The organism is Bradyrhizobium brasilense, assembly GCF_029714345.1.
Lineage (GTDB): Bacteria > Pseudomonadota > Alphaproteobacteria > Rhizobiales > Xanthobacteraceae > Bradyrhizobium > Bradyrhizobium australafricanum.
The window spans coordinates 786102-811338 of sequence record NZ_CP121669.1; the positions used below are offsets into that span (position 1 = coordinate 786102).

Here is a 25237-nt window from a genome sequence, read left to right on the forward strand (position 1 = left end):
GGGCTTGACCCGGCAATCCATCTCGGAAAAGCTTTCTTGAAAATCGATGGACACGCGGGTCAAGCCCGCGTGCGACGGTCGGTGTCCGCAGCTTCACGCCGCCCGCAGCGAGGCCAGGAAGCGGTCCAGCTCGGTCTTCAGCCACTCCGATTGCGACGACAGGCCGTTGGCCGCATCGAGCAGTTGTGCGGTCGCGCTGCCGGCCTGCTCGGAGGCGCGGTTGACGTTGAGGATGCCCTTGTTGACGTCCCGCGTGCGATCGGCGGCCTGCTGCAAATTGCTGGAGATCTCGCGGGTCGCCGCGCCCTGCTGATCGACGGCGGCCGCGATCTCGCCGGAGACCTGGTCGATTTCCGCGATCGTGGTGCCGATGCTGCCGATCGCGCTGACGGCAGCACCCGTCGCGCTCTGGATGTCCTGGATCTGGGCTGAAATTTCCTCGGTCGCCCTGGCGGTCTGGTTAGCCAGTGCCTTGACCTCGCTCGCGACCACGGCAAATCCGCGGCCATGCTCGCCGGCGCGCGCCGCTTCGATGGTTGCGTTCAGGGCGAGCAGATTGGTCTGGCTGGCGATGCTCTGGATCAACGTCACCACCTCGCCGATCTTCTGCGTGCCGGCGGCTAGGCCTTCGACGACCCTGTTGGTGCGGCGTGCCTCGTCGGCGGCCTTGGCGGCGATCCGCGCCGAGCGCGTCACCTGCTCGGCGATGTTGTTGATCGACGCCGTCAGCTCTTCGGTCGCGGATGCGACGGTTTCCACGTTGCTCGAGGCCAGCGTCGATGCGGAGGCGGCGGCGGTGGCCTGGCGGATGGTTTCCGCGTTGCTGCCGTTCATCGTTGCCGACAGGTCCTGCATCGCGCCGGCCGCCACCGCGACGGCCTCGACGACCTCGCCGATCTTGCGCTCGAAGCCGGCGGCGAGCTCGCGCCGCGCGGCATCGCGATCGTGCTTGGCGCGTTCGGCCTCGATGCGCTCGGCATTGGCGCGCGCCTCGGCGGCACCGGCGGCCTCGGCCTCCGCCGCCTTCAGCGCCGACGTCCTGAACAGTTCGGCAAGCGTGTGCGCGAGCCAGATCAGCACGCCGGCCTCGATCAGCAGGATCACGGCGTGGAGAACGACGCGACCGAAATCGGCGCCGCCGGGATAGATCGCGGCCGGCAGGATGAAATTCAGCGTCAGGTGATGCAGGGCAACCGCCAAAGTGCCGGCGACGATCGGCCGATAGTCGCAATAGGCAACGAGACACGCCAGCGCGGCGAAGAAATACATGTGCATGTCGACCTGCCAGCGGTGGCCGGCGAACTGGTAGACCAGCATCGACACGCCGGCCATCAGGGCCACGGCAACGATCAGGCGGGTTGAAACGCCGTTCCCCGAGACGCGCCACGACACCGTCGCGGCGAGCGCCATCGCGACCATGAAGCCGGCCGGCATCAGCCAGTCGGTGTGCAGCGTCATGCCGACGATGATCGCGATCGGAACGTGCAGCCAGAGCACCACGAGCAGGATCTTGCTCGCCGTCTCGCGCAGGGCGGCCATTTCATCGCCTTCGAAGGTCATCCCCAACCCCCAGATCGTCATCCGCCGTGAAGCAGCCGGCGATCGCCTGCGGATCCATGGTCAGCAAGGCGCCGGCCTCGTACAGCCGGCCCAGCCCGCCATTGCGGTCAGGCCGCACCACCAGCAGGGCCGGGATCGCGGTCATCCGAACGATCGACGCATTGGCGGCTGCGGCGGCCAGCAGCGCGCGCTCGGCGCGCCACCATGGCGGAAAGGCCACGGCCACCACATCGCTGCCCGCACGCACCTTTAGCGACAGCGTTGCGACCGCGATCCAGCTCGCGATCAGCAATGCGGCCGCGCCCAGCCAGGCAGGCCGTCGTCTCGCTGAGATCTCCCCCGGCTCCATCGCAGCAGAATACCGCTGCCGGCGCTAACTTCAGGTAAATGCCGAACCGGCCAACTACCTGGGAGCGTATCGACCTATCGTGTGGGATGTACGGCGGCGCTTACGCCGCGGGCACCGGCAGCGCCGTCACCGACTTGATCTTCTCCATCGCGAAGCGCGAGGTGACATTCTTCAGCGGCACGGCACTGATCAGCTTCTTGTAGAACACGTCATAGGCCTGCATGTCCGCGACCACGACGCGCAGCATGTAGTCGACGTCGCCGGCCATCCGGTAGAACTCCATCACCTCTGGCATGGCGCTGACGGCGTCGGCGAATTTGCGCAGCCAGGCTTCCGAATGGTCGGCGCTCTCGACCGAGACGAACACCGAAATCCCGAGCCCGATCTTGTTCTGGTCGACCAGCGCCACGCGGCGCAGGATCACGCCGTCGGCCTCGAGCCGCTGGATGCGCTTCCAGCACGGCGTCGACGACAGTCCGACCCGGTCGCCGATCTCGGCGACGGAGAGCGACGCATCCTCCTGCAGCACGGTCAGAATCTTGCGATCGATCGCGTCGAGGCGGCGGCTGTTGTCATGAAGCTGAATGGCGACATCGGTCATAGAAGAAAGTTCCATATGAAGGTTCAATATCCCTCATATAGAGAAGAATCTTCCAAATCAAGCGATTCGTGGTGACTCAGGCCGGCTTGGCGTCGGCGTGCTGACCCAAAAATTCTTCAACTTCAGTACGTTGCGGTGCGGCATAAGCACCTCCGAAGCGGGTGCATTTCAGCGCTGCAGCGGCCGAGGCGAAGCGCAGCGCGTCCCGCAACGGCTGTTTCTCGGTGATGGCGAGGGCGAACGCCCCGTGGAAGACGTCGCCGGCCCCGAGCGTGTCGACGGTATGGACCGGGAAGGCCGGGGTTTCCTCCAGCTCGCCGTTCTCGTTGAGCCAGATCGTGCCCATCGGCCCGCGGGTGCCTGCCAGGAAGGAGGGGGTGAGCTTGGCGAGCTTGTGCAGCGCCTGGCCGTCGTCGGTGACGTCGGCGGTCTCCTGCAGCGGCTCGCTGGAGAACACCAGGTGGGAGGAGGCGGTGAGCAGCCCCTCCCGCATCGACATCGCGCGGTCGACGTCGACCACCACGGGAATGCCGCGCTTGACCGCCTCGGCGCAAAGCTCGGTGCAGAACGGCGCGCAGCGGCTCTCGGTCAGGATCGCCGCGCAATCCTCCAGCAAGAGCTCGGTCGGCGGCAGCTTGACCTTCCAGAGCTCCGGATCGCGGAAGGTGACGATGGTGCGCTCGCCGCTGTCGTCGATCATGATCGCCGAGATCGGGGTGACCAGGTTCGGCATGTGGATCAGATGATTGGTCTCGATGCCTTCCTGGGCGAGCTTGTCGAAGATGTAGCGGCTCGAGGTCTCCTGCGAATCGCCCATCGGTCCGCAGATCGAAGCGCGCCCGCCCAAGCGGACAATGCCGATGGCGGCGTTCAGCGCATTGCCGCCGCAGATCTCGTCGAAATGCGTCGCGTTCTCCTTGGAGCCGCGCGCCGGGACACTGACCCGAAAGGTCAGGTCGCGCACTGGCAGGCCGATGCAGAGGATGCGGGGCGGGACTTTCGGGGCGCCGTTCTGAAAATTCATGCGGGGATCCGTCGCAATGGTTCCGTTACTGCCAGAACTGTGTCCAGCTTTAATCGGCAGAACGATGTCCGGTTCCCGCTATTTGTCCAACGGGTTCTGGTGATGCACCCAGCGGCCGAGCAGATGATGGGCAATCGCGAACGGATGCGGGCCGGCGAGCCCGTCGGGATGCTGGCGCTTCAGCATCAGCGACGCCTCGGCATGGTCGAACCAGCGCGCATCTTCCAGCTCGGTGCGGTCGACCACGATGTCCTCGTTGGTCGCGCGCGCGGTGCAGCCGATCATCAGCGATGACGGATAGGGCCAAGGCTGCGTCATGTAGTAATTGACGTCGGTACAGCGGATGCCGGACTCCTCGAAAATCTCGCGCCGCACGGCGTCCTCGATGGTCTCGGCGGCTTCCACGAACCCCGCGAGGCAGGAATACATGCCGGGCATGAACTGCTTCTGCCGTCCCAGCAGCACCTTGTCGCCATACGTGACCAGCATGATCACGACCGGGTCGGTGCGCGGAAAGTGCTCGGCCTTGCAGCTCGGGCATTCGCGCTTCCAGCCGCCGTCCTTCATCGCCGTGCGGGTGCCGCAGTTCGCGCAGAAGCCGTGGCGCTGATGCCAGGTCACCATCGATTTCGCCATTGCGATGGCCGAGAGCTGCTCGGGCGGCACCACCCCCTGCATCGCCATGCCGCGCAATTCGGTGATGGCGACGTCGCTGCGTCCGACCAGCTTCTCGGCCGCCTGCGGCGCGATCCCCATGCCGAAGATCGGCGCGGCGTCGCGCAGCCCGAGGAAGATCGTGCCGGGATTGGCGCCGTAGCTGCGGGCTTCCTCCAGCGAAAGCAGTGCGCGGGCCCCGCCATCCTCCTGCTTCACGACCAGCGAGTCGCGATAGATCACATAGGCTCTAGCTTCGCGGTGGCCCTCCAGCGCGAACAGCTTCTCGTCATTGGTGCGCAGATGCGCGGCGCGGTCCAGCACGTGGGTGACGAAGGCCGGCTGGCCGAGCGGAAATGAATCGAATGCAGACATTGAATGTTTAACCCAACCAGATCTTGCGGCGAAGCGCGCTGATGAAATTCTGCACTTCCTCGGCGTCATGCGCCAGCGGCGGCATCACGCCCCAAACGGGACGCGGCCATGCAGCGTCGCTGGTGCGGCGCGCGATGATGTGGACGTGCAGCTGCGGGACGAGGTTGCCGAGCGCCGCGACATTCAGCTTGTCGCACTTGGTGACCTCTTTCAGGGCCCGCGAGACGCGGGTGATCTCGGTCATCAGCTGCGCCTGCTCGACCTCGTCGAGGTCGATGATCTCGACCGCACCATCGCGCCGCGGCACCAGCAGCAGCCACGGATAATGCGCATCCTTGATGACGAGCACCTTGCACAGCGGCAGGTCGCCGATGTCGATGGTGTCTTTCTTGAGCTGCGAATGCAGCGACCAGTTGGAGGCGAGCATGGAGGGCAAATAATGCCTTTCCGTGTTCCCAGACAAGTCCCACAAAGCCAGCCTTACAAAGCCGGGTCAGGCCGCTTGCTTTCCGGCGGTTTTGGCCCCAAATAGGGACCGGGAGATTGGCGGTGGACGAGCCACTCGCCAACCGGGTCAGGTCCGGAAGGAAGCAGCCCTAACGAGGTCCGGATCGGGTCGCTCGTCAGTCTCCTACCTGTTTTTCCGAGCGAATCGCGCTGGAACGGCGGTCTCCGCGCCCGGCGCTCGATTTCGGCTCCTATCCGCACGCCGGCTGAAGAGACAATTCCCAAGTTGCGGATCGATGCATGAATGACGCTGGCGACCCCTCCCATCCGTCCGACGGCGCAGGCAAGGCAAGCCTCGACGGCGGTTTTGATCTCGGCGGCGCGCCTGATACCACCAAGCCGTACCGCGTCCTCGCCCGCAAATACCGCCCCTCCAGCTTCGAGGACCTGATCGGCCAGGAGGCCATGGTGCGCACGGTCTCGAACGCGTTCGAGACCGGGCGAATTCCGCAGGCCTGGATCCTCACCGGCGTCCGCGGGGTCGGCAAGACCACCACCGCGCGCATCCTCGCCCGCGCCTTGAACTACGCCAAGCCGGACGGCTCGGTGCAGGGGCCGACCATCCACATGCCGGACCTCGGCATCCACTGCCAGGCGATCATGGAAAGCCGGCACATGGACGTGCTGGAGATGGACGCCGCCTCCCACACCGGCGTCGACGATGTCCGCCAGATCAATGACAGCGTGCGCTACGCGCCGGCCAGCGCACGCTACAAGGTCTACATCATCGACGAAGTCCACATGCTGTCGACGGCGGCCTTCAACGCCTTCCTGAAGACGCTGGAGGAGCCGCCGGAGCACGCCAAGTTCGTGTTCGCCACCACCGAAATCCGCAAGGTTCCGATCACGGTGCTGTCGCGCTGCCAGCGCTTCGACCTGCGCCGCGTCGAAGCCGACGTGCTGATGAAGCATCTCGGCAACATCGCGGCCAAGGAAGGCGTCGAGGTCGAGCCCGAGGCGCTCGGCATCATCGCGCGGGCGGCCGAGGGATCGGTGCGCGACTCGCTGTCGCTGTTCGACCAGGCGATCGCGCATGCCGCGGGCAATGTGAAGGCCGATGCGGTCAGGCAGATGCTCGGCCTCGCCGACCGCACCCGCGTCATCGACCTGTTTGATTCGCTGGCGCGCGGCGATATCGCCGCCGCCTTCGCCGAATTCCGCGCGCAATATGACGTCGGCGCCGATCCGGTCGTGGTGCTGTCCGACCTTGCCGAGTTCGTCAATTTCGTCACCCGCGTGAAGTTCGTGCCGGGGACGGCCGACAATGTCGCGTTCGGCGAGACCGAGCGGGTGCGGGCGCGTGAATTCGCCGCCAAGCTGTCGATGCGGGTGCTGTCGCGGATGTGGCAGATGCTGCTCAAGGGGATCGCCGAGGTGCAGACCGCGACGCGCCCGGCCGCTGCCGCCGAGATGGTGCTGGTGCGGATCGCCTATGTCGCCGACCTGCCGACGCCGGACGAGGCGATCCGGATGATCGAGCAGAATGGCGGCGGCGCTGCGCCCGCGACGTCGGGTTCCGCCGCGTCGTCACCGTCACGCGGCGCACCGAGCTCGGCGATGTCGGCCATGCCGTCGGCGCCGGTGCGCGCGCCGCAGGCCGCGCCGCGCGCCGATCTCGCCGCGCGTCCGCAGATGGCCGCGCCGGTCGCGGATGCCGCGCCGGCGCTGCGGATATCAAGCTTTCCGCAGTTGATCGCGCTCGCCGGCGAGAAGCGCGACATCATGATGAAGAGTGCGCTGGAGGCCGATGTGCGGCTGGTGCGCATCGAGGACGGCCAACTCGAGATCGCCCTCGAGCCGAAGGCGCAGCGCGCGCTGGTCACCGATCTGTCGCGCAAGCTCGAACTATGGACCGGGCGGCGCTGGACCGTGATCATCTCCAACGAGGCCGGCCAGCCCACGGTGCGCTCGCAGAACGAACTGGCGCGCAGCGAGCATCAGCGCACTGCGGAAGCCGATCCGCGCGTGCAGGAGGTGCTGGCGCGCTTCCCCGGCACCAAGGTGGTCGAGGTTCGCCGCCTTGCCGCCGAGGTTCCGGTTTCGGATGCCACCGGCGAAGACCCGATTGAAACTTCCGACAGCGACGACGATTGATATTTGGCTACAGGGACGCACGCATGGCTGATTTTCTCGGCATGATGAAGCAGGCAGCGCAGCTGCAATCCAAGATGCAGGAGATGCAGGAACAGCTCGGCAATGTCGAGGTCGAAGGCATCTCCGGCGGCGGCCTGGTCACGGTGCGCATGACCGCCAAGATGGAAGTGAAGGGCATCAAGATCGATCCTTCGCTGATGAAGCCGGAGGAACGCGAGGTGCTCGAGGATCTCCTGGTCACCGCGCATGGCGATGCCCGCCGCAAGGCCGAGACCGCGATGCAGGAGAAGATGATGGCGCTTACCGGCGGGCTCGGCCTGCCGCCGGGATTTGGTCCGACTTAAATGGCTGCAAGCGTCGCCGGCCCCGAGATTGAACGCCTGATCCAGTTGCTGGCGCGGCTGCCCGGGCTCGGGCCCCGTTCGGCGCGGCGCGCGGCGCTGCATCTGATCAAGAAGCGCGAAGCCCTGATGACGCCGCTGACCGCGGCGCTGCAGGTCGCGATCGACAAGATCCAGGTCTGCAAGACCTGCGGAAACATCGATACACAAAACCCCTGCACGGTGTGCACCGATCCGCGCCGCGATCCCTCGATCATCGTCGTGGTCGCGGACGTCGCCGACCTCTGGGCGCTGGAACGCGCCAATGCGACCAATGGCCGCTATCACGTGCTGGGCGCAACGCTGTCGCCGCTCGACGGCGTCGGTCCGCAGGATCTCACCATCGATCAGCTGGTGGCGCGCGCGCATGCGCCCGAGGTCAGCGAGATCATCCTGGCGCTCAATGCGACCGTCGATGGCCAGACCACCGCGCATTACATCACCGACCTGTTGGCGGAGGCCAATGTGCGGGTGACGCGGCTGGCGCATGGCGTGCCGGTCGGCGGAGAGCTTGATTACCTCGATGAAGGTACGCTATCGGCTGCGATGCGGCAGCGCACGCTCTTCTAGCGCGCGCTCGACAGTCGGACGTGGCGGCGTTTGCCGAGCGATCCGTCACAAGTCGAAAAGATCGCACTGAAACAAAATGATAGGGTGGGTGACGATTCGGGGACGGTCATCCACGCTCTGACGAATCAAGTACGGAACCACCGCAAATGACGACACACCGATTCGGCGTACGCTTGTTCGGCGTACGTTTGGGCTTTGCGCTTCTGGCGGCAACGTTCGCCGCGCCTTGCGCCATCGCGCAGCAGGCCGACGCCCCGCAGAAGCCCGGCAAGATGATCCACGCCGGCGACGTGCTGTCGGGAGAGCTCGGCGTCATGAAGGTGCGTGACGCCAAGAACCGCGGCAAGCGCGTCGCGACCTACCAGATCACCAGCGAGCCGCGCCGCCTGCCGCCGCCGAACGGTCTGTGCAATCTCGAGACCGGGCCGGAAACCTTCCAGCTCGTTCCAACCAACGACGCCCAGGCCGCGCAGCTCAAAAGCCTCTCCGGCAAGGAAATCTCGGTGAAGGTCGACGAGGTCGCCTGCGCCAAGGATGCCGGCGAGATGAGCGAAGCCATCGTCACCAAGTGGAGCGTGGTGGCGAAGTAGCTGCCTCAATTGCGGTGTCATCGTCCGGATGCGCCCGTAATGACACCGCGCTGTTTCTTGAGTTGCGACCCATCCTCATCGTCGTCCTGGCGAAGGCAAGGACCCATAACCACCGGCCTTGCTTGTCGGATGGATCGTGGCCCCGACATCGCGCAACAATTCGCATTTGGGGTAATGGGTCCGGCTTTCGCCAGGACGACGCGCGGAGAGAGTGGTTCCGCGGCTTCTCCGCTGAATTACGAACGCCTCTGGAATACTGGATCACCCGGTCAAGCCGGGCTACAGGCGACTAAACCCTGACCGGCCCCAGCTCATCGAAATGCCCGCGCCGCTGCAGCCAGGCGAGCAGGATCAGGCTCGGGATCGCGACCAGCACGCAGATCACGAAGAACACCTGCCAGCCGACGGCCTTGGCGACATAGCCCGCGCCCGACGACAGATAGGTGCGGCCGACCGCCGCGAGCGCCGTCAGCAGCGCATACTGGGTCGCGGTGTGCAGCGGGTTGCGGCACAGCGCCGACAGATAGGCGACGAAGATCACGGTGCCGATCGCGCTGGTGAAATTCTCCGCGGTGATCGCAAGCGCGAGCGCCCATTGATCGACGCCGACATGGGCGAGCCAGGAGAACGACAGGTTGGCGATCGCCTGCAGCACGCCGCCGATCCACAGGCTGGTCGCGAGCGAGTAGCGCCGCGCCACGAAGCCGCCGGCAAATCCGCCGATCAGGGTCGCGGCAAGGCCGACGCCCTTCACGATCGCCGCGTAATCGACCTTGGAAAAGCCGATGTCGATCACGAATGGCGCGGTCATGGTGCCTGAAAACGCGTCGGTGAACTTGAACAGCACCACAAAGGCGAGCGCCGCGAAGGCGTCCTTGCGGCTGAGGAACTCGGAGAACGCGCCGAGCGCCGCGTGCAGCACGCGTTCGGCCGCGTTTTGCGCATGCGTGGCGGCTTCCGCGCCTTTCGATTGGGCCGGCTCGGTCGCCGCGAGTGCGGTGACGATGCCGATCACGACCAGCGCGGCCATCACCACATAGCCCCACATCCACGCCGACAGGCGCACGAGGCCAGCGGACTCGAAGCCGCTGACGATGAACAGCGCGCCGGCGGTCGAGACCAGCATGCCGACGCGATAGGCCGCGACATAGGACGCCATGCCGGCGGCCTGCTCGCTTTCGGGCAGGCTTTCGACGCGGAAGGCATCGACCACGATGTCCTGCGTCGACGAGGCGGTTGCGACCAGCAGCGCGGCAAAGGCCGCGAACCATGGCGATCGCGCCGGATCGGCCATCGCCAGCACCAGGATCGCCGCGATCAAGAGCAGCTGCGAGAACAGCAGCCAGCCGCGGCGGCGGCCGAACATCTGCGTGAACAGCGGCACATGCAGCGCGTCGACCAGCGGCGCCCAGAGGAACTTCAGCGTGTAAGGCGTGCCGATCAGCGCCAGCAGCCCGATGGTGCCGAGATCGACCCCGGCCTCCTTCATCCAGACCTGCAGCGTCGAGCCCGACAGCGCCAGCGGCAGCCCCGAGGAGAAGCCCAGCAGCAGCACGATCAGCACCCGCGGCTGCAGGTACACCGCAAAACTGTCGCGCCATGAGGTGGCGGCGGGGGGATTCTTTTCCGATTGGGTCGCGGTCACTTCGGGCGCGGTCATGCCCCTCTGTTAGCAGATTCGACCGCGGCTGCCTTGGCTCCCTCTCCCCGCTCTATCGCGGGGAGAGGGTGGGGTGAGGGGCTTTCTCAGCGAATTATGACGGGTGCAATGTGCGGAAGCTCCCCCACCCGAAATTCGCGCGAAGCGCGAATTTCGACCTCTCCCCGCAAGCGGGGCGAGGTGACTTCGAGGCTACTCCCCCGCCTGCAGCTTGCGCGGGGCGGGGAACAGGTCGGACGTGCTGGGCTTGACGAAATGGGGGACCTCGATCGGAGTCTCGGACTTGCTGAAGTCGAGTTCCTCGATCCGGCCGGCGCGTTTCTCGATCTTGTCGGCGGAGATCAGGATCTGCCTGACGTCCTCGTTCACCTGGCCGAAATGGGTCTGCAGCTTGAGCACGCGATCGCGCAGGCGGCCGAGGTCGTCGCCGAGATGCATCACCTCGTTGCGGATCTGGTCGGCGGCGTCGCGAATGCGGGCGTCCTTAAGGATCTGCTGCATCACCTGGATCGCCAGCATCAAGAGCGACGGCGACACCAGCACGACGCGGGCGCGATAGGCCTTCTGGATCACGTCGTCGAAGCCGTCATGGATCTCGGCATAGACCGATTCCGACGGCACGAACATCAGCGCGGTGTCCTGGGTCTCGCCCGGGATCAGGTACTTCTCCGCGATGTCGCTGACATGCTTCAGCACGTCGGCGCGCAGCCGCTGGCTGGCGAATTTGCGCTCCTCGTCGCTGCGCGCATCGTGCAGCGCGGTCATGGCCTCGAGCGGGAATTTCGCGTCGATGCAGAGCGGGCGCTGGTCGGGCAGGAACACCACGCAGTCCGGCCGCTTGCCTGACGTCAGCGTGTACTGGAACTCGAACGAGCCCTTCGGCATGCCGTCCCGGACGATCGCCTCCATCCGCGCCTGGCCGAAGGCGCCGCGCGATTGCTTGTTGGCGAGCACGTCGCGCAGCGTCGTCACCTGGGTGGTGAGTTCGTTGAGGTTCTTGTGGGCGTGGTCGATGATGCCGAGCCGCTCATGCAGCACGCGCAGCGAATCCATCGTGTTGCGGGTCGATTGCTCCATCGACTGGCCGACCCGGTGGGTCACCGAATCGAGCCGCTCGTTGACTGCCCGGGCCATCTCGGCCTGGCGGCCGGCCAGCGCCTGCGCCATAGTATCAACCTTGGCATCGACCCGCCCGGAGGATTCGCTCTGGGCCCGCAGCATGTCGGCGAGGCGCTCCTCCAACTCTTCGGCGCGGATGGCCTGGGCCATTGCGAGTTCCGCGCCGCGCCGGCTGGCGCGTGCGATCACCACCGCAATGGCGAACAGCAGGATCAGCGCCAGCGCCCCAAGGCCGATCAATGCGTCGGAGACACGGACGGGAAGGTCGCCAATCGTGAGGAGAATCTCGTTCATGCCGGCAGTTGTAGCCGATTCGCGGCCAGGTGCGAACGAAGAGGGAACGCTTATGGTAAATGCATTCCTGATTTTCCGGGTTAATGCGGGGTGAAGAAACGTGGTTAAGGTTGTCCTAACGGGTTCCTGAGCGCATTGACCCCATGAAGTCAGCAGCTTAAATCGCCGCCATGGCATTAAGAGAAATTATCATCCTGCCGGACAAGCAGTTGCGGCTGGTGTCGAAACCGATCGAGAAGGTGACGCCGGAGATCCGCAAGCTGGCCGACGACATGCTCGAGACCATGTATGACGCGCCCGGCATTGGGCTGGCGGCGATCCAGGTCGCGCAGCCGCTGCGGCTGATCACCATGGACCTCGCCAAGCGCGACGAGAACGGCGAGACCACGGCGAAGCCGCGCGTCTTCATCAATCCGGAGATCATTGCGCGTTCGGAAGAGCTGTCGGTGTACGAAGAGGGCTGCCTGTCGATCCCCGAATATTACGAGGAGGTCGAGCGGCCGGCGCGGGTGCGCGTGCGATTCACCGATCTCGACGGCACGGTGCATGAGGAGGATGCGGAAGGGCTCTACGCCACCTGCATCCAGCACGAAATCGATCATCTCAACGGCGTGCTGTTCGTGGATTATCTGTCGAAACTGAAGCGCGACCGCGTCTTCAAGAAATTCGAGAAGGCCGCCAAGCGCGCGGCGGAGTAACGCCGCTTACTCTCGGAAGAAATCGATCGCATGCCTCTCCGCCTGATCTTCATGGGCACGCCCGATTTCGCGGTGCCGACGCTGCTGGAACTCGTAGCCCATGGCCATGAGGTCGTGGCGGTCTACACCCGCGCGCCGAAGCCGGGCGGGCGGCGCGGCCTGCAATTGCAGCCGACGCCGGTCGAGCAGGAGGCGCGCCGCCTCGGCATTCCCGTGCTGACGCCGAAGACCCTCAAGACCTCGGAAGCGCTCGAGGAATTTCGCGCCCATGACGCGGATGCCGCCGTCGTCGTCGCCTATGGCATGATCCTGCCGCAGGCCATTCTCGACGCGCCCAGGCTCGGCTGCTTCAACCTGCATGCGTCGCTCTTGCCGCGCTGGCGCGGCGCCGCGCCGATCAACCGCGCCATCATGGCTGGCGATGCCGAGAGCGGCGTGATGGTGATGAAGATCGATGTCGGCCTCGACACCGGCGACGTCGCGATGGCCGAGCGGCTGCCGATATCGGACAGCATGACAGCATCCGATCTGCACGACGCGCTGGCGCCGCTCGGTGCCGACCTGATGGTGCGCGCGATGGCGGCGCTCGGGCGCGGCGGCTTGCAACTGACGAAGCAGAGCGAGGACGGCGTCACCTATGCGGCCAAGATCGAGAAGGCCGAGGCGCGGATCGACTGGACACAGCCGGCGCATGCGGTGCTGCGGCACATTCACGGGCTCTCGCCGTTTCCCGGCGCCTGGTGCGAGCTCACCGGCGAAGGCGAGCCGGTGCGACTGAAGATCCTGCGCTGCGAGCAGGCGAAAGGCTCGGGCGCACCGGGCGATGTGCTCGACGACAATTTCGCGATCGCCTGCGGCGACGGCGCGATCCGGATCCTCGAACTGCAGCGCGCCGGCAAGGCGCCGATGAAGGCAGCGGATTTCCTGCGCGGCACGCCGTTGAAGCCCGGCGCAAAGGTGTCCTGAGATTGTCATGCGCGGGCTTGACCCGCGCATCCATCTCGAAAAGAAGCTTGTCCCGAAGACGATGGATTGCCGGGTCAAGCCCGGCAATGACGGCCAAACCAGATTGAATGATGCCCCGCTACAAGCTCACCATCGAATATGACGGCACGCCGTTCTCCGGCTGGCAGATCCAGGACACCGCGCCGACCGTGCAGGGCGCGCTGGAGGCGGCGGTCAAGGCGATCTGTGGCGAGGACGTGCGCGTCCATGGCGCCGGGCGTACCGATGCCGGCGTGCATGCGCGCGGCCAGGTCGCGCATTGCGACATCGCCAAGCATTTTCCGCCCGGCCGCTTTCGCGACGGGCTGAATGCGCATCTGCGGCCCAATCCGATCGGCGTGCTCGCGGCTGACATCGTGCCCGACGATTTCGAGGCGCGGTTCTCCGCGACCAGGCGGCACTATCTCTATCGCATCACCAACACGCGCGCGAACCTCGCGCTCGACATCGGCCGGGTCTGGCGCGTGCCGCGCGCGCTCGATGCTGACGCGATGCACGCCGCGGCGCAGCGCCTGCTCGGCAAGCACGATTTCACCACCTTCCGCGACACCGAGTGCCAGGCCAAGTCGCCGGAGAAGACGCTCGATCAGCTCGACGTCACGCGCGAGGGCGACGCCGTCAACATCGTGACGTCGGCGCGCTCGTTCCTGCACAGCCAGGTGCGCTCGATGGTGGGCTCACTGGTCTGGGTCGGCGAGGGTCGCTGGAGCGCCGACGATCTTGCCGGTGCGCTCGCCGCCGGCAACCGCGCCGCCTGCGGCCCCGTGGCGCCGCCGGACGGGCTCTACCTGATGCGGGTGGATTACTAGGCGGTGTGAATGATCTCGTAGGATGGGTGGAGCGAAGCGAAACCCATCATCTCGCCAGGAATGCGATGGGTATCGCTGTGCTCCACCCATCCTACGATCGTGAGCCTAGTACTGTATCTGGTGCAGGTGGATGACCAGTGGCCCCAATCCCTACTGTGCATGGGGTTGTTTTCGATATTTTTGTCCAGCCGCGTGGCTGGCCTTAAGCAAAATACCGGTCCAGCACGCCGCGATAGATCTTCGTCAGCTTCTCCAGATCGGCCACCGGCGTGCGCTCGTCGACCTGGTGCATGGTCTGGCCGACCAGGCCGAATTCGATCACCGGGCAATAGCTCGAGATGAAGCGCGCGTCCGAGGTGCCGCCGGAGGTCGATAGCTCCGGCCTGCGGCCGGTGACCTCCTCGATCGCGGCGACCGCGAGGTCGGTGAACGGGCCGGGCTGGGTGACGAACACGTTCGAGTTCGACGGTTGCCAATCGATATGGGCGCGGATCCGGTTGCCGCAGGCTTTCACCAGCCGCGCGTCGACCAGCTGCCGCAGGCTCTCCTGGGTGTGGTTGTCGTTGTAGCGGATGTTGAACTTCGCCCGTGCCTGGCCGGGGATCACGTTGCTCGCGGTGTTGCCGACATCGACGGTGGTGAATTCGAGGTTGCTGGCCTGGAACTGCGCGCTGCCGTGATCGAGCGGCTCGTCGCTCAGCGCCACGATCAGCCGCGAGATATCCGGCACCGGGTTCGAGGCGCGATGCGGATAGGCGACGTGGCCCTGCACGCCATCGACGACAAGCGTGCCGGACTGCGAGCCGCGCCGGCCGATCTTGATCATGTCGCCCAGCACTTCGACATTCGAAGGCTCGCCGAGCACGCAATGATCGAATGTCTCGCCACGCTCGGCGCACCATTTCAACAGCTTGACGGTGCCGTTGATCGAGACGTCTTCCTCGTCGCCGGTGATCAGGAAGGAGATCGAGCCGTTGCCATTCTCTTGTGGCTTGCCGCCATGGTCCTGCAGATATTGCAGCACCGCGGCGACGCTGCAGGCGATGCCGCCCTTCATGTCGACGGCGCCGCGGCCATAGAGATAACCGTCTTTCACTTCGCCGGAGAACGCGCCGAGCGTCCACGCGGCTTCATCGCCGGGCGGCACCACGTCGGTATGGCCGGCGAAGGTGATATGCGGCGCCGAAGAGCCGATGCGGGCATAGAGGTTGTCGACATCGGCGGTGCCGGGCTCGGAGAAGGTCACGCGGTGGACCTCGAAGCCGGCGGCTTTCAGCAGACTTTCGAGAACGCCAAGCGCGCCGGCGTCGGCCGGGGTGACGGAGGGGCAGCGAACGAGATCGCGGGTAATCGAGACGGCATCACTCATGCGCCTCGCTTAACACGTCACACGGCAGGGGGACCAGCTTTGTGCGGCACGATATCGAGCTCGCTCTGCTGATCCCAGCCGCGCGCGGAGCGCGACCCGCTGTCGCGGCCTTGCCGCACATGGGTTTTCCCGAGCGGGTTGGGGCCGTAGCGATTGGGGTAGCCGGTGCCGCGCAGAAAGGCGAGCTCGATGAAGCCCCAGATATAGAGCATGAAGACGATCAGGCCCGCGGCCATCACCCAATAGGATTCATCGGGGAGCCGGTCCGAGAACTGGCTCATGAGACCCGGGATCGCGAAGAACGGCACCATCCACCAGCCGCTCTTGTCGCGGTCGTGCAGTCGCTTGATCGAGACAGCGACATAGACCCAAACGAACAAGAACGTTCCGCAGGCCTTGACCAGCAATGCCGGCAATCCGGCCCAGCTCAGCGATCTGTAGCTGTCGGGGTCGAAGGCCCGGAAGATGTCGTCGACATTGAAGCTGAACCCGTTCTTGCCGCCGAGGCCGGCCGAGACCGCGAGTAAAGCCAGGAACATCATCCAGCAGACGATGATCAGCCCTGCGAGCCAGAATTTGGCCCGGTTGACGCGGCCCTTGAAGCCGAACAGGTAATTGGCCCAGTCCATGAAAATAAGCTCCGGGCTGCGGCAATTCTTCGCGGCCCGGAGATATGTCGTTTTGGAGAGGTGCTTGGTTCGAAATGTGATCCGTCACCCTGAGGAGCGCGTAGCGCGTCTCGAAGGGTGAACGGCCACGGTGGGGCCGTGCATCCTTCGAGGCTCGCTCTGCTCGCACCTCAGCTCTGCTCGCACCTCAGCGACTGTGTTCTTCGTCAAGCGGGTTGCCATGGTTTTTGGTCCCTGAGCATGGCGTTGAGGGTTGTGAGGACTTTGCGTGCAACGGCGATGAGGGCGACCATCTTGGGCTTTCCAGCGGTCACCAGGCGTCGGTAGAAGACCTTGAGCTGCGGATGGTATCGGCTGGCCGACAGGGCGGCCATGTAGAGCCCGGCGCGCAGCTTGGCCCTTCCACCGCCGATCATGCTCTTGCCCTTCCAGCGGCCCGACTGGCGGGTGAACGGGGCAAGACCGGCGAGGCTCGCAATCTGACGCCGATTGAGCGTGCCGAGCTCGGGCACCTCGGCGAGGAAGGTCCGTGCGAGGGTGTTGCTCACGCCAGGAAAGCTGACCAGCAACTCCTCCTTGGCGCGCCAGACTGGCGAGCCGCGCACCAGCGTGTCGATGTCGTTGTCGATCTCCGGCAGCTCCTTCTCGAGGACCTTGATATGGCGGGCAAGGCTCTTGCGGACGCGGACGTTCTCGGCCCGCTTCTCGCGCTGACGCTCGGCAACGATCATCTCGATGATCTGCCGTCGGCGGCTGACCAGTTCGGCCAGCAGCCGGGCTTCCTGATCCGGCATCGCACGCGGCTCCGGCTGCACCGCCTCGACAAACCGCGCGATGACCGCCGCATCGATCGGGTCCGTCTTGGCGCGCTGGCCAACCGCCTGCGCGAAGTGCCGGATCTGGGCCGGGTTGACCACCACCAGCGGCAGCCGGGCGCCGGCCAGCGCCGCAGCAACGATCGTCTCGAAGCCGCCGGTTGCCTCCACCGCAATCAGCGCCGGCGAGATCGCCTGCAAGCGCGCAACGAGCTCTTCCAGGCCTTTGCCGTCACGCGCCACGGCAAAGGCTTCTCCGCTCGGACGGACATGCACGTCCAGTCGGTCCTTCGACACATCAATGCCAACGTAGATCGCGTCCATCTGCACCCATCCTTGCGCAACCGGGCTCGCCAGGCGGCCCTCGCGACTGTTCGGGTTCAATGGAACAACGGACGGGGCGCCGCGCTGAGGTCCGGGCTTCAAAGCCCTGGGATGAAGCGGTCTCCCGTCCGTTACCGCACCGGACACTCTATCCGATCCAGTGCCTCCTGACTTACAAGGATGACGGTGACGGCGCGATTTCCGCGGCGCAGATCAGTCCCGCAGCAGCTCGTTGATGCTGGTCTTGGCGCGGGTGCGCTCGTCGACCCGCTTGACGATCACGGCGCAGGCGGTGGCAGGTCCCGGCTGGCCGTTCTTCAGCGGCTTGGCCGGCAGGGTGCCCGGCACCACGACGGCATATTCCGGGACCTCGCCGACGAAGATTTCGCCGGTCTCGCGGTCGACGATCTTGGTCGAGGCGCCGAGGAATACGCCCATCGACAGCACCGCGCCCTTGCGCACGATCACGCCCTCGGCGACCTCCGAGCGCGCGCCGATGAAGCAGTCGTCCTCGACGATCACCGGCTCGGCCTGCAGCGGCTCGAGCACGCCGCCGATGCCGACGCCGCCGGAGATGTGCACGCGCTTGCCGATCTGGGCGCAGGAGCCGACCGTCGACCAGGTGTCGATCATGGTGGCTTCATCGACATAGGCGCCGAGATTGACGAAGGAAGGCATCAGCACGACGTTGCGAGCGATGAAGGCCGAGCGGCGCACGATCGCGCCCGGCACGGCGCGGAAGCCGGCGTCGCGGAAACGGTTCTCGCCCCAGCCCTCGAACTTCGACGGCACCTTGTCCCACCACGATGCCTTGCCCGGGCCGCCCGCGATCTGGCCCATGTCGTTGAGGCGGAACGACAGCAGCACGGCCTTCTTCAGCCACTGGTTGACCTTCCACTTGCCGCTCGTCTCGCGCTCGGCGACGCGGGCTTCGCCCTTGTCGAGCAGCTCCAGCGCGTGATCGACCGCCTCGCGGACCTCGCCCTTGGTCGAGGTCGAAATGCCTTCGCGGGCGTCGAACGCGGTGTTGACGGTGGTTTCGAGGGCGGACAGCGACATCGGGACAATCCTTGGCGTATCGGGGATTATGACGGGATTTTGCGGGGCTTTTTCGGAATTTGGGGCCGCGGAGTCAAGGCAAACTCCTCCGTCGCCGAGTGGTCTCTTTTCCGTCGTCCCGGCCAAGCGAAGCGCGAGCCGGGACCCATAACCACGAATGCCCGTGTTGCGGCACGCTGCGGCCACGGCGCGTAGCAAGGCGCAGATTGGTGGTTATGGGTCCCGGCTTTCGCCGGGACGACGTGGGGAGAGGTCAGGGCTTTCCGTTCAGCCGCTGCAGGAAGCCGGTGAGATCGTCCGTGACATGGTCGACGTGGGCGGCGTCGCGGCCTTCGAGCTCCCAGGTCTCGCGCACCACCTCCTGGCTGCCGTCGGGCACGACCAGCACGGTGGTCATGCCGAGCTCATGCGGCACCACCAGGTTGCGCGCGAGGTCCTCGAACATCGCAGCCCTCGCCGGATCGACGTCGTGGAGCCTGAGGAACTTCTGGTAGGTCTGCGGCGCCGGCTTCGGCTCGAGATCGGCGGCGATGATGTCGAACACGCCGTCGAAATGGTTGCCGATGCCGAGCCGGTCCAGCACCGCATCGACATGGTCGACCGAGCCGTTGGTCAGGATCAGCTTGCGTCCCGGCAGCCTGGCGATCGCAGCCCCCATCGCGGGATTGGGTTGCAGCGGCGAGTGGTCGATCTTGTGCACATAAGCGAGATAGTCGTCGGCCTGCACGCCGTGCTCGGTCATCATGCCGCGCATCGTGGTGCCGTAGCGCAGGTAATAGTCCTTCTGCAGCCGCCGTGCTTCCTCGGGCGATATCTTCAGCCAGTTGCTGACGAACTCGCCGATCCGCGCATCGACCTGCTGCCACAGGTTGACGTGATGCGGGTACAGCGTGTTGTCGAGGTCGAACACCCAGGTCTCGACATGGCTGAAGCTGCGGGGAGTATTCATTGTGGCTCTCCACTTGTCGGCGTGAACGTCGTTCCGCCCTCCGCCGTCGTCCTGGCGAAAGCCAGGACCCATACCGCGGAATCTACCAATGTGGCACGGTGCTCGTCGTTCTTCGCCAAACGCAATCCTGTGGTTATGGGTCCTGACCTTCGCCAGGACGACAGTGATGTTTGCGGCGCCATTGTCTTCATCACGGTATCGCAAAGCGCAGCGTCTTGCCGCCGCTGGTCATGTCGACGGTGGTGAAGCCGAGCGCGGCGAGGCCGCGGGTGCTGCAGTCGCCCTGTTCGTTGATCTCGAACTTGCTTTCGCGGGTGCAGAGCTGGACCCCGCCGCCCCAGTTCAGCGGCTTGTCCTTGATGCGGATGGCCCGGTTGTCGTTGTCGACCGCTTCGGCAAACGAATAGATCTGCTTCGGCGTGCCTGATACGTCGGGATGCAGGCACTTGCCGGGGTCGATGCGATACCAGCCGCGGCTGGTCACCACCTTGCCGTCGTCGGTCGCGACCGCGGCCATCACCTTGTGCTGCGTGTCGTTGCACCAGGTTAGCCCCGATGCCGTCGGCTTCTGCACGGCATCGATCATGGTGGCGAAGAAATTCGGCGACTGCACGATGTCGCTGGCGAGCCCGCGGCTCTTCAGGAAGGCCGCCAGCGCACTCTGGGTCTTCGGCCCGTCGACGCCGTCGATCGGCGCGGCATCGTAGCCCGCGATCACCAGCAGGCGCTGGATGCCGGCGAGGCGCGCCTGCTCGTCGTCGTATTCGCTGTCTTCGGCGAGATAGGCGACCAGATGGCCGTCGTCGGTCTTCGTCGGCGTGATCTGGGTGAATTGCGCGGGCATCTGGCCGGAGCGGCATTGCCGCGCGGCGGCGATCACGAAATTGTCCTGCGCCACGCAGAGTGTGTCGGTGCCGTTCTGCGGGATCGGCGAAGCGCCATAGACGCCAAGCGCCCGCGCATTGAGCAGCACGCGGTCGGCGGTGAGCGCGCCCTGCACCACGACCCGGCAGGTCGCGGGATCGATGCGGAACCAGCCGCGTGTCGCGGTCGCGGCCTTGTCGTCGATGCCGATCGCGGCCTCGATCACATAGCTCATGCGGTTGCAGAGCTTGAGGTCGGCATGCGCCGGCGCCGACGAGAACAGGAACGACACCAGCGCGGCGGGCAGCGACATCGCGAGCCGCGCCGGCAGCGACCGGCGAGGAATCCTCGCCGTGTGTCCCGCGTCTGCCATTACTTGTGGATCAGCGTGCCGGTGCCCTGGTTGGTGAAGAGCTCGAGCAGCACCGCGTGCTGCGTCTTGCCGTCGATGATCACGACGCCCTGCACGCCCTGTTCGAGCGCGTAGATGCAGGTCTCGACCTTCGGGATCATGCCGCCGGAAATCGTGCCGTCGGCGATCAGCTTGCGGGCTTCCTTGATCGACAGGTCCGGAATCAGCTTCTTGGACTTGTCGAGCACGCCCGGCACGTCGGTCAGCAGCAGCAGGCGCTTGGCCTTCAGCGCGCCCGCGATCGCGCCGGCGAAGGTGTCGGCGTTGATGTTCAGGGTCTGGCCGTCCTGCGAGGTCGCCAGCGGCGCCAGCACCGGGATCAGCTCATAGCCGATCAGCTGATTGAGCAGCGTGAGGTCGACCTTTTCGGGGTCGCCGACGAAGCCGAGATCGATGGCCTTCTCGATGTTGGAATCCGGATCGACCATGGTGCGCGTCGTCTTCGACGCCTTCACCATGTTGCCGTCCTTGCCGGAGAGGCCCACGGCCTTGCCGCCCGCCTCGTTGATGTAGCCGACGATCTGCTTGTTGACCGAGCCCGCCAGCACCATCTCGACGATTTCGATGGTCGCGGCGTCGGTGATGCGCAGGCCCGCGGCGAATTCCGACTGGATGCCGAGGCGCTTCAGCATGGTCGCGATCTGCGGCCCACCGCCATGCACGACCACCGGATTGATCGCGGTCTGCTCGAGCAGCACGATGTCGCGCGCGAACGCCTTCGCGGTGTCCTCGGCGCCCATGGCATGGCCGCCATATTTGATGACGATGGTTTCCTCGTCATACTCCTGCATGTGCGGCAGCGCCTCGGACAGGATGCGGGCCTGATCGAGCGGGCTGATGTGCTGGTCGGTCATGAGGCTGGTCTCGTCGTCAGCGGAGGGGTGGCGCGGTTCTATCTGATTGGCGGGCAGGGCGCAAAGCGGTCTTGACCCTCTCCCCTTGTGGGAGAGGGTGGCTTCGATGCGACGGCATCGAAGCCGGGTGAGGGGTCTGTCTCCGCGGATAGAGACCCCTCATCCGGCGCGGATTGCATCCGCGCCACCTTCTCCCACAAGGGGAGAAGGAAGTATGGCGGTCATCACCGCTTCGGCCACACCGCCGCGACCGCCAGTGCCAGCCAGCTCAGGATCAACAGCGTTCCGCCGGTCGGGGCCGCCATCGGAAACAATCCATGTCCGGCATATTGGCGCAGCACGAGGTCGCCCGCGAACAATGACGCCGCGATGACGAACCCGGCCGCCGCCACGACTGCGACCTTCGCATGGATGATCGCGCGATCCGCGACCGCGATGGTCGCGACTACGGCGGGTGCATGGAACAGCAGCATCGAGGATGCCGCCGCCAGCCGCGTGGCATCAGGCAAATGGGCCGCGGCCGCCGCCAGCATCACGCCGCAGGCGCCCATGATGGCGGCAAGGCCGATCAGGAGGCGGGATGCGCCGCTCATCGGCGCCGTTCCTCGATCAGGCGCACCATGGCGGCACGCAGCTCTGGCATGCCGTCGCCGGTGCGCGACGAGGTCACCAGCACTTCGGGGAAGGCGGCGGGATGCTTTGCGAGTGTTGCTGTCGTGTCGGCGATGACGGTCTTGAGTTCGCCGGCCTTCACCTGATCGGCCTTGGTCAGCACGACCTGATAGCTGACCGCGGACTTGTCCAGCGTCTTCAGCACGTCGAGATCGACGTCCTTGATGCCGTGGCGCGCGTCGATCAGCACGTAGACCCGCGCCAGTGTCGCGCGCCCGAGCAGGAATTTGTGGATCAGCGCCGTCCACGACGCCACCTTGGTCTTGGGCGCCGAGGCGTAGCCGTAGCCGGGCATGTCGACCAGGCGGAAGCCCGCCTTCTCCGGCCCCTCGAAGAAGATCAGCTCCTGGGTGCGGCCGGGCGTGTGCGAGGTGCGCGCCAGGTTGCTGCGGCCGGTCAGTGCGTTGATCAGGCTCGACTTGCCGACATTGGAGCGGCCGGCAAACGCGACCTCGAGGCCGGCCATCGGCGGCAGCGTCTCGATCGAGGGTGAGGCCCAGATGAAGCGCCAGTCGCCGGCGAACAGTTTTCGGCCTTGCTCGATCAGCGCCGCATCGGGTTCGGTGCTCATGCGCGGCGCCCCACTCTCGTTCCGTCATTGCGAGGAGCGAAGCGACGAAGCAATCCATTTCTCCTCGTGTTGAGGCGTGGATTGCTTCGCTTCGCTCGCAATGACGGTGCTACCTAGGTCGTCTTCTTGGCGAACGTCGACTTCAGATTGTCGAACAGCTCCACCTTCACGCCATTCTTGCGCATGATGAAGCTCTGCTGCAGCACCGACAGCAGGTTGTTCCAGGCCCAGTAGATCACGAGACCCGCCGGGAAGCCTGCCAGCATGAAGGTGAAGATCAGCGGCATCCAGTCGAAGATCATCTTCTGGGTCGGATCCGGCGGCGCCGGATTGAGCTTCATCTGGACCCACATCGTGATGCCCATGATGATCGGCCAGATGCCCATCACCAGATAGGCGCCGAAATGCGGTCCGAGCAACGCGATCGGATCGAACGGAATGAGGCCGAACAGCGTGAACAGGTTGGTCGGATCGGGCGCCGAGAGGTCCTTGATCCAGCCGAAGAACGGCGCGTGCCGCATTTCGATGGTGATGAACAGCACCTTGTAGAGCGAGAAGAACACCGGAATCTGCAAGGCGACGGGAAGACAGCCCGCGATCGGGTTGATCTTCTCCTTCTTGTAGATCTCCATCATCTCCTGCTGCTGCTTCACGCGGTCATCAGGATAACGTTCCTTCAGCGCCTGCAGCTGCGGCTGCACCGACTTCATCTTCGCCATCGAGGCGTAGGACTTGTTGGCGAGCGGGAAGAACAACAGCTTCACGATCACGGTCACCAAGAGGATCGCGATGCCGAAATTGCCGACCAGGCGATAGAACCAGTCGAGCGCCAGGAACATCGGCTTGGTGATGAAGTAGAAATGGCCCCAGTCGATCAGGAGATCGAAATGGTTGAGGCCGAGCTGCTTGTTGTAGCCGCCGAAGCCGACCAGCGGGAAGTTGAGGCCGACCGTGGCGGCCTCCTTCGCGCCGGCGAACAGTCGCCCGTTGGCAACGCCGGTGCCGCCGATCGGAATGGTCTGCGCGCCGAGCATGTAGTCGGTCTGGTAGCGCTTGTCGCCGGTGGTGAAGCGGGCGCTTTCGAGCGTTGCGGTGGTCTCCGGCAGCAGTGCCGTGGCCCAGTATTTGTCGGTGATGCCGAGCCAGCCGTCGGTGACCTTCGTGAACACGATGCCGCGCGAATTTCCGCCGGTCGAGGTCTTGGCCTCGTCGATGTTCTTGTAGCTGAATTCCTGCAGGCCGTGTTCGCCGAGATAGCCGATCGGGCCTTCGTGCAGAATCGCGTAGCCGGAGACCGGCGGCTTACCGCCGCGCGAGATCAACCCGAACGGATACAGCGTCACCGGCGCGCTGCCTTGATTGATGACCTCGTCCTTGATGCTGAAGAGGTAGCGATCGTCGATCGAGATGGTGCGGCGGAAGGTCAGGCCCTGGCCGTTCTCGTATTTCAGAATCACCGGGGTGCCCGGCGACAGGCTGTTCGATCCCTCCTGCTGCCAGACGGTTTCGGCGTTCGGCGTCTTCACCGATGAGCCGTTGGCGGTCAGCCACAGGAACTCGGCATAATAAGGCTCGGCCGTGCCCGACGGCGAGAGCAGCACGACGGCCGGCGATTTCGGATCGACCGTCTCGCGGAACTGAACCAGCGCTAGGTCGTCGATCCGGGCACCCTTCAGCGCGATGCTGCCGGTGACGCGCGGGGTCTCGATCTTGATGCGCGGGCCGGAGGCAAGCACCGTCTCGCGGCTCGCGACCGGAGCGTCAGCCGCAGGCGCGCCGGGAGCCGGAGAGGGGGTCGCCGAGGTACCCGGAGCGGCGCCAGGAGTAGCGCCCGGGGTCGCCTGCGGCGCCGGCTTCTGCACCTCCGCCTGGCGCTGCGCTTCGCGCTGCTTCTCCATCTGCGGCACATTGTAGAAGTATTGCCAGGCGATCAGGACGAGGCCGGACAGAATGACGGCAAGGATCGTGTTGCGGTTGTCGGACATCTCTTAGGGTCTCGTCATTCCATTCGGATTGGGCGCGCTCTTGTTACCCGCCTTGTTGGTACCCGTCTTGTTATTACCCGTGTTGGGCGCAGGCCGGTCGAGGCGGCGCAGCGCCGACCGCAGGTCGTCAAGCATGGTCGCAAAGTCGCGGGTCAGCGCGTCACGACGGCCCACTAGCACATAATCATGGTGCGGCCGCATGAATACGGCGTCGACCTGCCTCATCACTTCGCGAAGCCGACGGCGGATGCGGTTGCGCTCGGTCGCGGTGCCGTTCTTCTTGGTGACGGTATAGCCGACGCGGATCGGGCCCTGGTCGTCGCGGCGGCGGCCCTGCAGCACAAAAGCTGTGGTATTCGCCCGTGCGCCATTGGCAACGGCGAGGAAATCCGCCCGCTGCCTCAGCCGATCCATAATGGGTATCTCCGGAGAGGAGACGTCCGGG

26 protein-coding genes and 1 other RNA gene are annotated in these 25237 nt (G+C 65.4%); 8 read left to right on the top strand and 19 right to left on the bottom strand.

Translation table 11 applies throughout. The features are described 5' to 3' along the window. Positions 1–93 precede the first annotated feature (93 nt). The 6 genes from QA635_RS03520 to QA635_RS03545 all read right to left on the bottom strand — a co-directional run bounded on the left by QA635_RS03520 (position 94) and on the right by QA635_RS03545 (position 4990). Positions 94–1560 (bottom strand): methyl-accepting chemotaxis protein, encoded by a 1467-nt coding sequence (locus tag QA635_RS03520; RefSeq protein WP_283066956.1) that lies wholly within the window; start codon positions 1558–1560, stop codon positions 94–96. Then, a complete protein-coding gene (locus QA635_RS03525; RefSeq protein WP_229161883.1) occupies positions 1541–1852 on the bottom strand; it encodes a hypothetical protein in 312 nt (103 codons plus the stop codon). Before QA635_RS03525 ends, QA635_RS03520 begins: the two co-directional genes overlap by 20 nt. Before the next feature lie 157 nt (positions 1853–2009). Next, complete coding sequence (locus tag QA635_RS03530) at positions 2010–2510, bottom strand: Lrp/AsnC family transcriptional regulator (protein WP_016848075.1); 501 nt, start codon at positions 2508–2510, stop codon at positions 2010–2012. A 76-nt stretch (positions 2511–2586) separates the two neighbouring features. Next, on the bottom strand, positions 2587–3534 hold the full coding sequence (locus tag QA635_RS03535; protein WP_038385636.1) for a sugar kinase: 948 nt from the start codon (positions 3532–3534) through the stop codon (positions 2587–2589). 78 nt (positions 3535–3612) lie between these two features. After that, positions 3613–4563: an NAD(+) diphosphatase gene (gene nudC / locus QA635_RS03540; RefSeq protein ID WP_283066964.1), complete on the bottom strand. Its 951-nt coding sequence runs from the start codon at positions 4561–4563 to the stop codon at positions 3613–3615. Between the two features lie 7 nt (positions 4564–4570). Further along, positions 4571–4990, bottom strand: coding sequence for an HIT domain-containing protein (locus QA635_RS03545; RefSeq protein ID WP_283071462.1), 420 nt, complete (start codon positions 4988–4990; stop codon positions 4571–4573). A gap of 111 nt (positions 4991–5101) precedes the next feature. Here QA635_RS03545 and ffs point away from each other — a divergent pair. From ffs to QA635_RS03570, 5 genes are all read left to right on the top strand, one after another. Further along, an RNA gene (gene ffs, locus QA635_RS03550) (signal recognition particle sRNA small type) lies at positions 5102–5198 on the top strand. Between the two features lie 112 nt (positions 5199–5310). Continuing rightward, positions 5311–7164 carry a DNA polymerase III subunit gamma/tau gene (locus QA635_RS03555; protein WP_283066966.1) on the top strand — a complete coding sequence of 618 codons (1854 nt, stop codon included), beginning with the start codon at positions 5311–5313 and terminating at the stop codon, positions 7162–7164. Between the two features lie 23 nt (positions 7165–7187). Then, positions 7188–7508, top strand: coding sequence for a YbaB/EbfC family nucleoid-associated protein (locus tag QA635_RS03560; RefSeq protein WP_028335943.1), 321 nt, complete (start codon positions 7188–7190; stop codon positions 7506–7508). After that, entirely contained in the window at positions 7509–8114 is a 606-nt protein-coding gene (gene recR / locus QA635_RS03565; protein ID WP_279711302.1) for a recombination mediator RecR, read from the top strand. A gap of 146 nt (positions 8115–8260) precedes the next feature. Next, positions 8261–8704, top strand: coding sequence for a hypothetical protein (locus tag QA635_RS03570; protein WP_425249126.1), 444 nt, complete (start codon positions 8261–8263; stop codon positions 8702–8704). A gap of 289 nt (positions 8705–8993) precedes the next feature. Here QA635_RS03570 and QA635_RS03575 read toward each other — a convergent pair whose 3' ends face one another. Next, positions 8994–10364 carry an AmpG family muropeptide MFS transporter gene (locus tag QA635_RS03575; RefSeq protein WP_283066973.1) on the bottom strand — a complete coding sequence of 457 codons (1371 nt, stop codon included), beginning with the start codon at positions 10362–10364 and terminating at the stop codon, positions 8994–8996. Positions 10365–10556: 192 nt separating this feature from the next. Next, positions 10557–11777, bottom strand: a complete 1221-nt coding sequence (locus tag QA635_RS03580; protein ID WP_283066975.1) for a DNA recombination protein RmuC — start codon at positions 11775–11777, stop codon at positions 10557–10559. A gap of 170 nt (positions 11778–11947) precedes the next feature. Here QA635_RS03580 and def point away from each other — a divergent pair, with 170 nt between their 5' ends. From def to truA, 3 genes are all read left to right on the top strand, one after another. Then, positions 11948–12475: a peptide deformylase gene (gene def, locus QA635_RS03585; RefSeq protein ID WP_038385628.1), complete on the top strand. Its 528-nt coding sequence runs from the start codon at positions 11948–11950 to the stop codon at positions 12473–12475. A 30-nt stretch (positions 12476–12505) separates the two neighbouring features. After that, positions 12506–13441 (top strand): methionyl-tRNA formyltransferase, encoded by a 936-nt coding sequence (fmt, locus tag QA635_RS03590; protein ID WP_283066977.1) that lies wholly within the window; start codon positions 12506–12508, stop codon positions 13439–13441. Between the two features lie 110 nt (positions 13442–13551). After that, positions 13552–14289, top strand: a complete 738-nt coding sequence (truA, locus tag QA635_RS03595) for a tRNA pseudouridine(38-40) synthase TruA (protein ID WP_283071465.1) — start codon at positions 13552–13554, stop codon at positions 14287–14289. A 202-nt stretch (positions 14290–14491) separates the two neighbouring features. On the opposite strand, the gene dapE is transcribed toward truA, so the two are convergent. From dapE to rnpA, 11 genes are all read right to left on the bottom strand, one after another. Further along, positions 14492–15658 (bottom strand): succinyl-diaminopimelate desuccinylase, encoded by a 1167-nt coding sequence (dapE, locus tag QA635_RS03600; protein ID WP_283066979.1) that lies wholly within the window; start codon positions 15656–15658, stop codon positions 14492–14494. A 17-nt stretch (positions 15659–15675) separates the two neighbouring features. Next, on the bottom strand, positions 15676–16287 hold the full coding sequence (locus QA635_RS03605; protein WP_283066981.1) for a DUF805 domain-containing protein: 612 nt from the start codon (positions 16285–16287) through the stop codon (positions 15676–15678). A gap of 206 nt (positions 16288–16493) precedes the next feature. Further along, positions 16494–17426: an IS110 family RNA-guided transposase gene (locus QA635_RS03610; RefSeq protein ID WP_283062735.1), complete on the bottom strand. Its 933-nt coding sequence runs from the start codon at positions 17424–17426 to the stop codon at positions 16494–16496. Between the two features lie 213 nt (positions 17427–17639). Then, positions 17640–18485 carry a 2,3,4,5-tetrahydropyridine-2,6-dicarboxylate N-succinyltransferase gene (dapD, locus tag QA635_RS03615; RefSeq protein ID WP_028335932.1) on the bottom strand — a complete coding sequence of 282 codons (846 nt, stop codon included), beginning with the start codon at positions 18483–18485 and terminating at the stop codon, positions 17640–17642. Positions 18486–18738: 253 nt separating this feature from the next. Further along, positions 18739–19434: a pyrimidine 5'-nucleotidase gene (locus QA635_RS03620; RefSeq protein ID WP_283066984.1), complete on the bottom strand. Its 696-nt coding sequence runs from the start codon at positions 19432–19434 to the stop codon at positions 18739–18741. Between the two features lie 190 nt (positions 19435–19624). Continuing rightward, positions 19625–20611, bottom strand: coding sequence for a DUF1036 domain-containing protein (locus tag QA635_RS03625; protein ID WP_283071466.1), 987 nt, complete (start codon positions 20609–20611; stop codon positions 19625–19627). Between the two features lie 59 nt (positions 20612–20670). Then, the gene (gene argB / locus QA635_RS03630) at positions 20671–21564 is read right to left on the bottom strand and encodes an acetylglutamate kinase (protein WP_016848093.1); all 894 of its coding nucleotides are present in this window, start codon (positions 21562–21564) and stop codon (positions 20671–20673) included. Between the two features lie 224 nt (positions 21565–21788). Continuing rightward, positions 21789–22157, bottom strand: a complete 369-nt coding sequence (locus QA635_RS03635; protein WP_283066987.1) for a DUF423 domain-containing protein — start codon at positions 22155–22157, stop codon at positions 21789–21791. Then, complete coding sequence (yihA, locus tag QA635_RS03640) at positions 22154–22807, bottom strand: ribosome biogenesis GTP-binding protein YihA/YsxC (RefSeq protein WP_283066989.1); 654 nt, start codon at positions 22805–22807, stop codon at positions 22154–22156. Before yihA ends, QA635_RS03635 begins: the two co-directional genes overlap by 4 nt. Before the next feature lie 113 nt (positions 22808–22920). Continuing rightward, positions 22921–24792, bottom strand: a complete 1872-nt coding sequence (gene yidC, locus QA635_RS03645; protein ID WP_283066991.1) for a membrane protein insertase YidC — start codon at positions 24790–24792, stop codon at positions 22921–22923. A 3-nt stretch (positions 24793–24795) separates the two neighbouring features. Next, positions 24796–25206 carry a ribonuclease P protein component gene (rnpA, locus tag QA635_RS03650; protein ID WP_057018968.1) on the bottom strand — a complete coding sequence of 137 codons (411 nt, stop codon included), beginning with the start codon at positions 25204–25206 and terminating at the stop codon, positions 24796–24798. Positions 25207–25237 lie beyond the last annotated feature (31 nt).

What these genes read in the sequence shown, in the direction of transcription:
- yidC (WP_283066991.1), bottom strand. Translation starts at nt 24,792, where the DNA reads ATGTCCGACAACCGCAACACGATCCTTGCCGTCATTCTGTCCGGCCTC.
- truA (WP_283071465.1), top strand. Translation starts at nt 13,552, where the DNA reads ATGCCCCGCTACAAGCTCACCATCGAATATGACGGCACGCCGTTCTCC.
- fmt (WP_283066977.1), top strand. Translation starts at nt 12,506, where the DNA reads ATGCCTCTCCGCCTGATCTTCATGGGCACGCCCGATTTCGCGGTGCCG.
- yihA (WP_283066989.1), bottom strand. Translation starts at nt 22,807, where the DNA reads ATGAGCACCGAACCCGATGCGGCGCTGATCGAGCAAGGCCGAAAACTG.
- QA635_RS03555 (WP_283066966.1), top strand. Translation starts at nt 5,311, where the DNA reads ATGAATGACGCTGGCGACCCCTCCCATCCGTCCGACGGCGCAGGCAAG.
- QA635_RS03520 (WP_283066956.1), bottom strand. Translation starts at nt 1,560, where the DNA reads ATGACCTTCGAAGGCGATGAAATGGCCGCCCTGCGCGAGACGGCGAGC.
- argB (WP_016848093.1), bottom strand. Translation starts at nt 21,564, where the DNA reads ATGACCGACCAGCACATCAGCCCGCTCGATCAGGCCCGCATCCTGTCC.
- QA635_RS03560 (WP_028335943.1), top strand. Translation starts at nt 7,188, where the DNA reads ATGGCTGATTTTCTCGGCATGATGAAGCAGGCAGCGCAGCTGCAATCC.
- dapE (WP_283066979.1), bottom strand. Translation starts at nt 15,658, where the DNA reads ATGAGTGATGCCGTCTCGATTACCCGCGATCTCGTTCGCTGCCCCTCC.
- QA635_RS03610 (WP_283062735.1), bottom strand. Translation starts at nt 17,426, where the DNA reads ATGGACGCGATCTACGTTGGCATTGATGTGTCGAAGGACCGACTGGAC.
- recR (WP_279711302.1), top strand. Translation starts at nt 7,509, where the DNA reads ATGGCTGCAAGCGTCGCCGGCCCCGAGATTGAACGCCTGATCCAGTTG.
- QA635_RS03530 (WP_016848075.1), bottom strand. Translation starts at nt 2,510, where the DNA reads ATGACCGATGTCGCCATTCAGCTTCATGACAACAGCCGCCGCCTCGAC.
- QA635_RS03545 (WP_283071462.1), bottom strand. Translation starts at nt 4,990, where the DNA reads ATGCTCGCCTCCAACTGGTCGCTGCATTCGCAGCTCAAGAAAGACACC.
- dapD (WP_028335932.1), bottom strand. Translation starts at nt 18,485, where the DNA reads ATGTCGCTGTCCGCCCTCGAAACCACCGTCAACACCGCGTTCGACGCC.
- QA635_RS03535 (WP_038385636.1), bottom strand. Translation starts at nt 3,534, where the DNA reads ATGAATTTTCAGAACGGCGCCCCGAAAGTCCCGCCCCGCATCCTCTGC.
- QA635_RS03605 (WP_283066981.1), bottom strand. Translation starts at nt 16,287, where the DNA reads ATGGACTGGGCCAATTACCTGTTCGGCTTCAAGGGCCGCGTCAACCGG.
- QA635_RS03625 (WP_283071466.1), bottom strand. Translation starts at nt 20,611, where the DNA reads ATGTCGCTGCCCGCCGCGCTGGTGTCGTTCCTGTTCTCGTCGGCGCCG.
- def (WP_038385628.1), top strand. Translation starts at nt 11,948, where the DNA reads ATGGCATTAAGAGAAATTATCATCCTGCCGGACAAGCAGTTGCGGCTG.
- QA635_RS03580 (WP_283066975.1), bottom strand. Translation starts at nt 11,777, where the DNA reads ATGAACGAGATTCTCCTCACGATTGGCGACCTTCCCGTCCGTGTCTCC.
- QA635_RS03620 (WP_283066984.1), bottom strand. Translation starts at nt 19,434, where the DNA reads ATGAATACTCCCCGCAGCTTCAGCCATGTCGAGACCTGGGTGTTCGAC.
- rnpA (WP_057018968.1), bottom strand. Translation starts at nt 25,206, where the DNA reads ATGGATCGGCTGAGGCAGCGGGCGGATTTCCTCGCCGTTGCCAATGGC.
- nudC (WP_283066964.1), bottom strand. Translation starts at nt 4,563, where the DNA reads ATGTCTGCATTCGATTCATTTCCGCTCGGCCAGCCGGCCTTCGTCACC.
- QA635_RS03570 (WP_425249126.1), top strand. Translation starts at nt 8,261, where the DNA reads ATGACGACACACCGATTCGGCGTACGCTTGTTCGGCGTACGTTTGGGC.
- QA635_RS03635 (WP_283066987.1), bottom strand. Translation starts at nt 22,157, where the DNA reads ATGAGCGGCGCATCCCGCCTCCTGATCGGCCTTGCCGCCATCATGGGC.
- QA635_RS03575 (WP_283066973.1), bottom strand. Translation starts at nt 10,364, where the DNA reads ATGACCGCGCCCGAAGTGACCGCGACCCAATCGGAAAAGAATCCCCCC.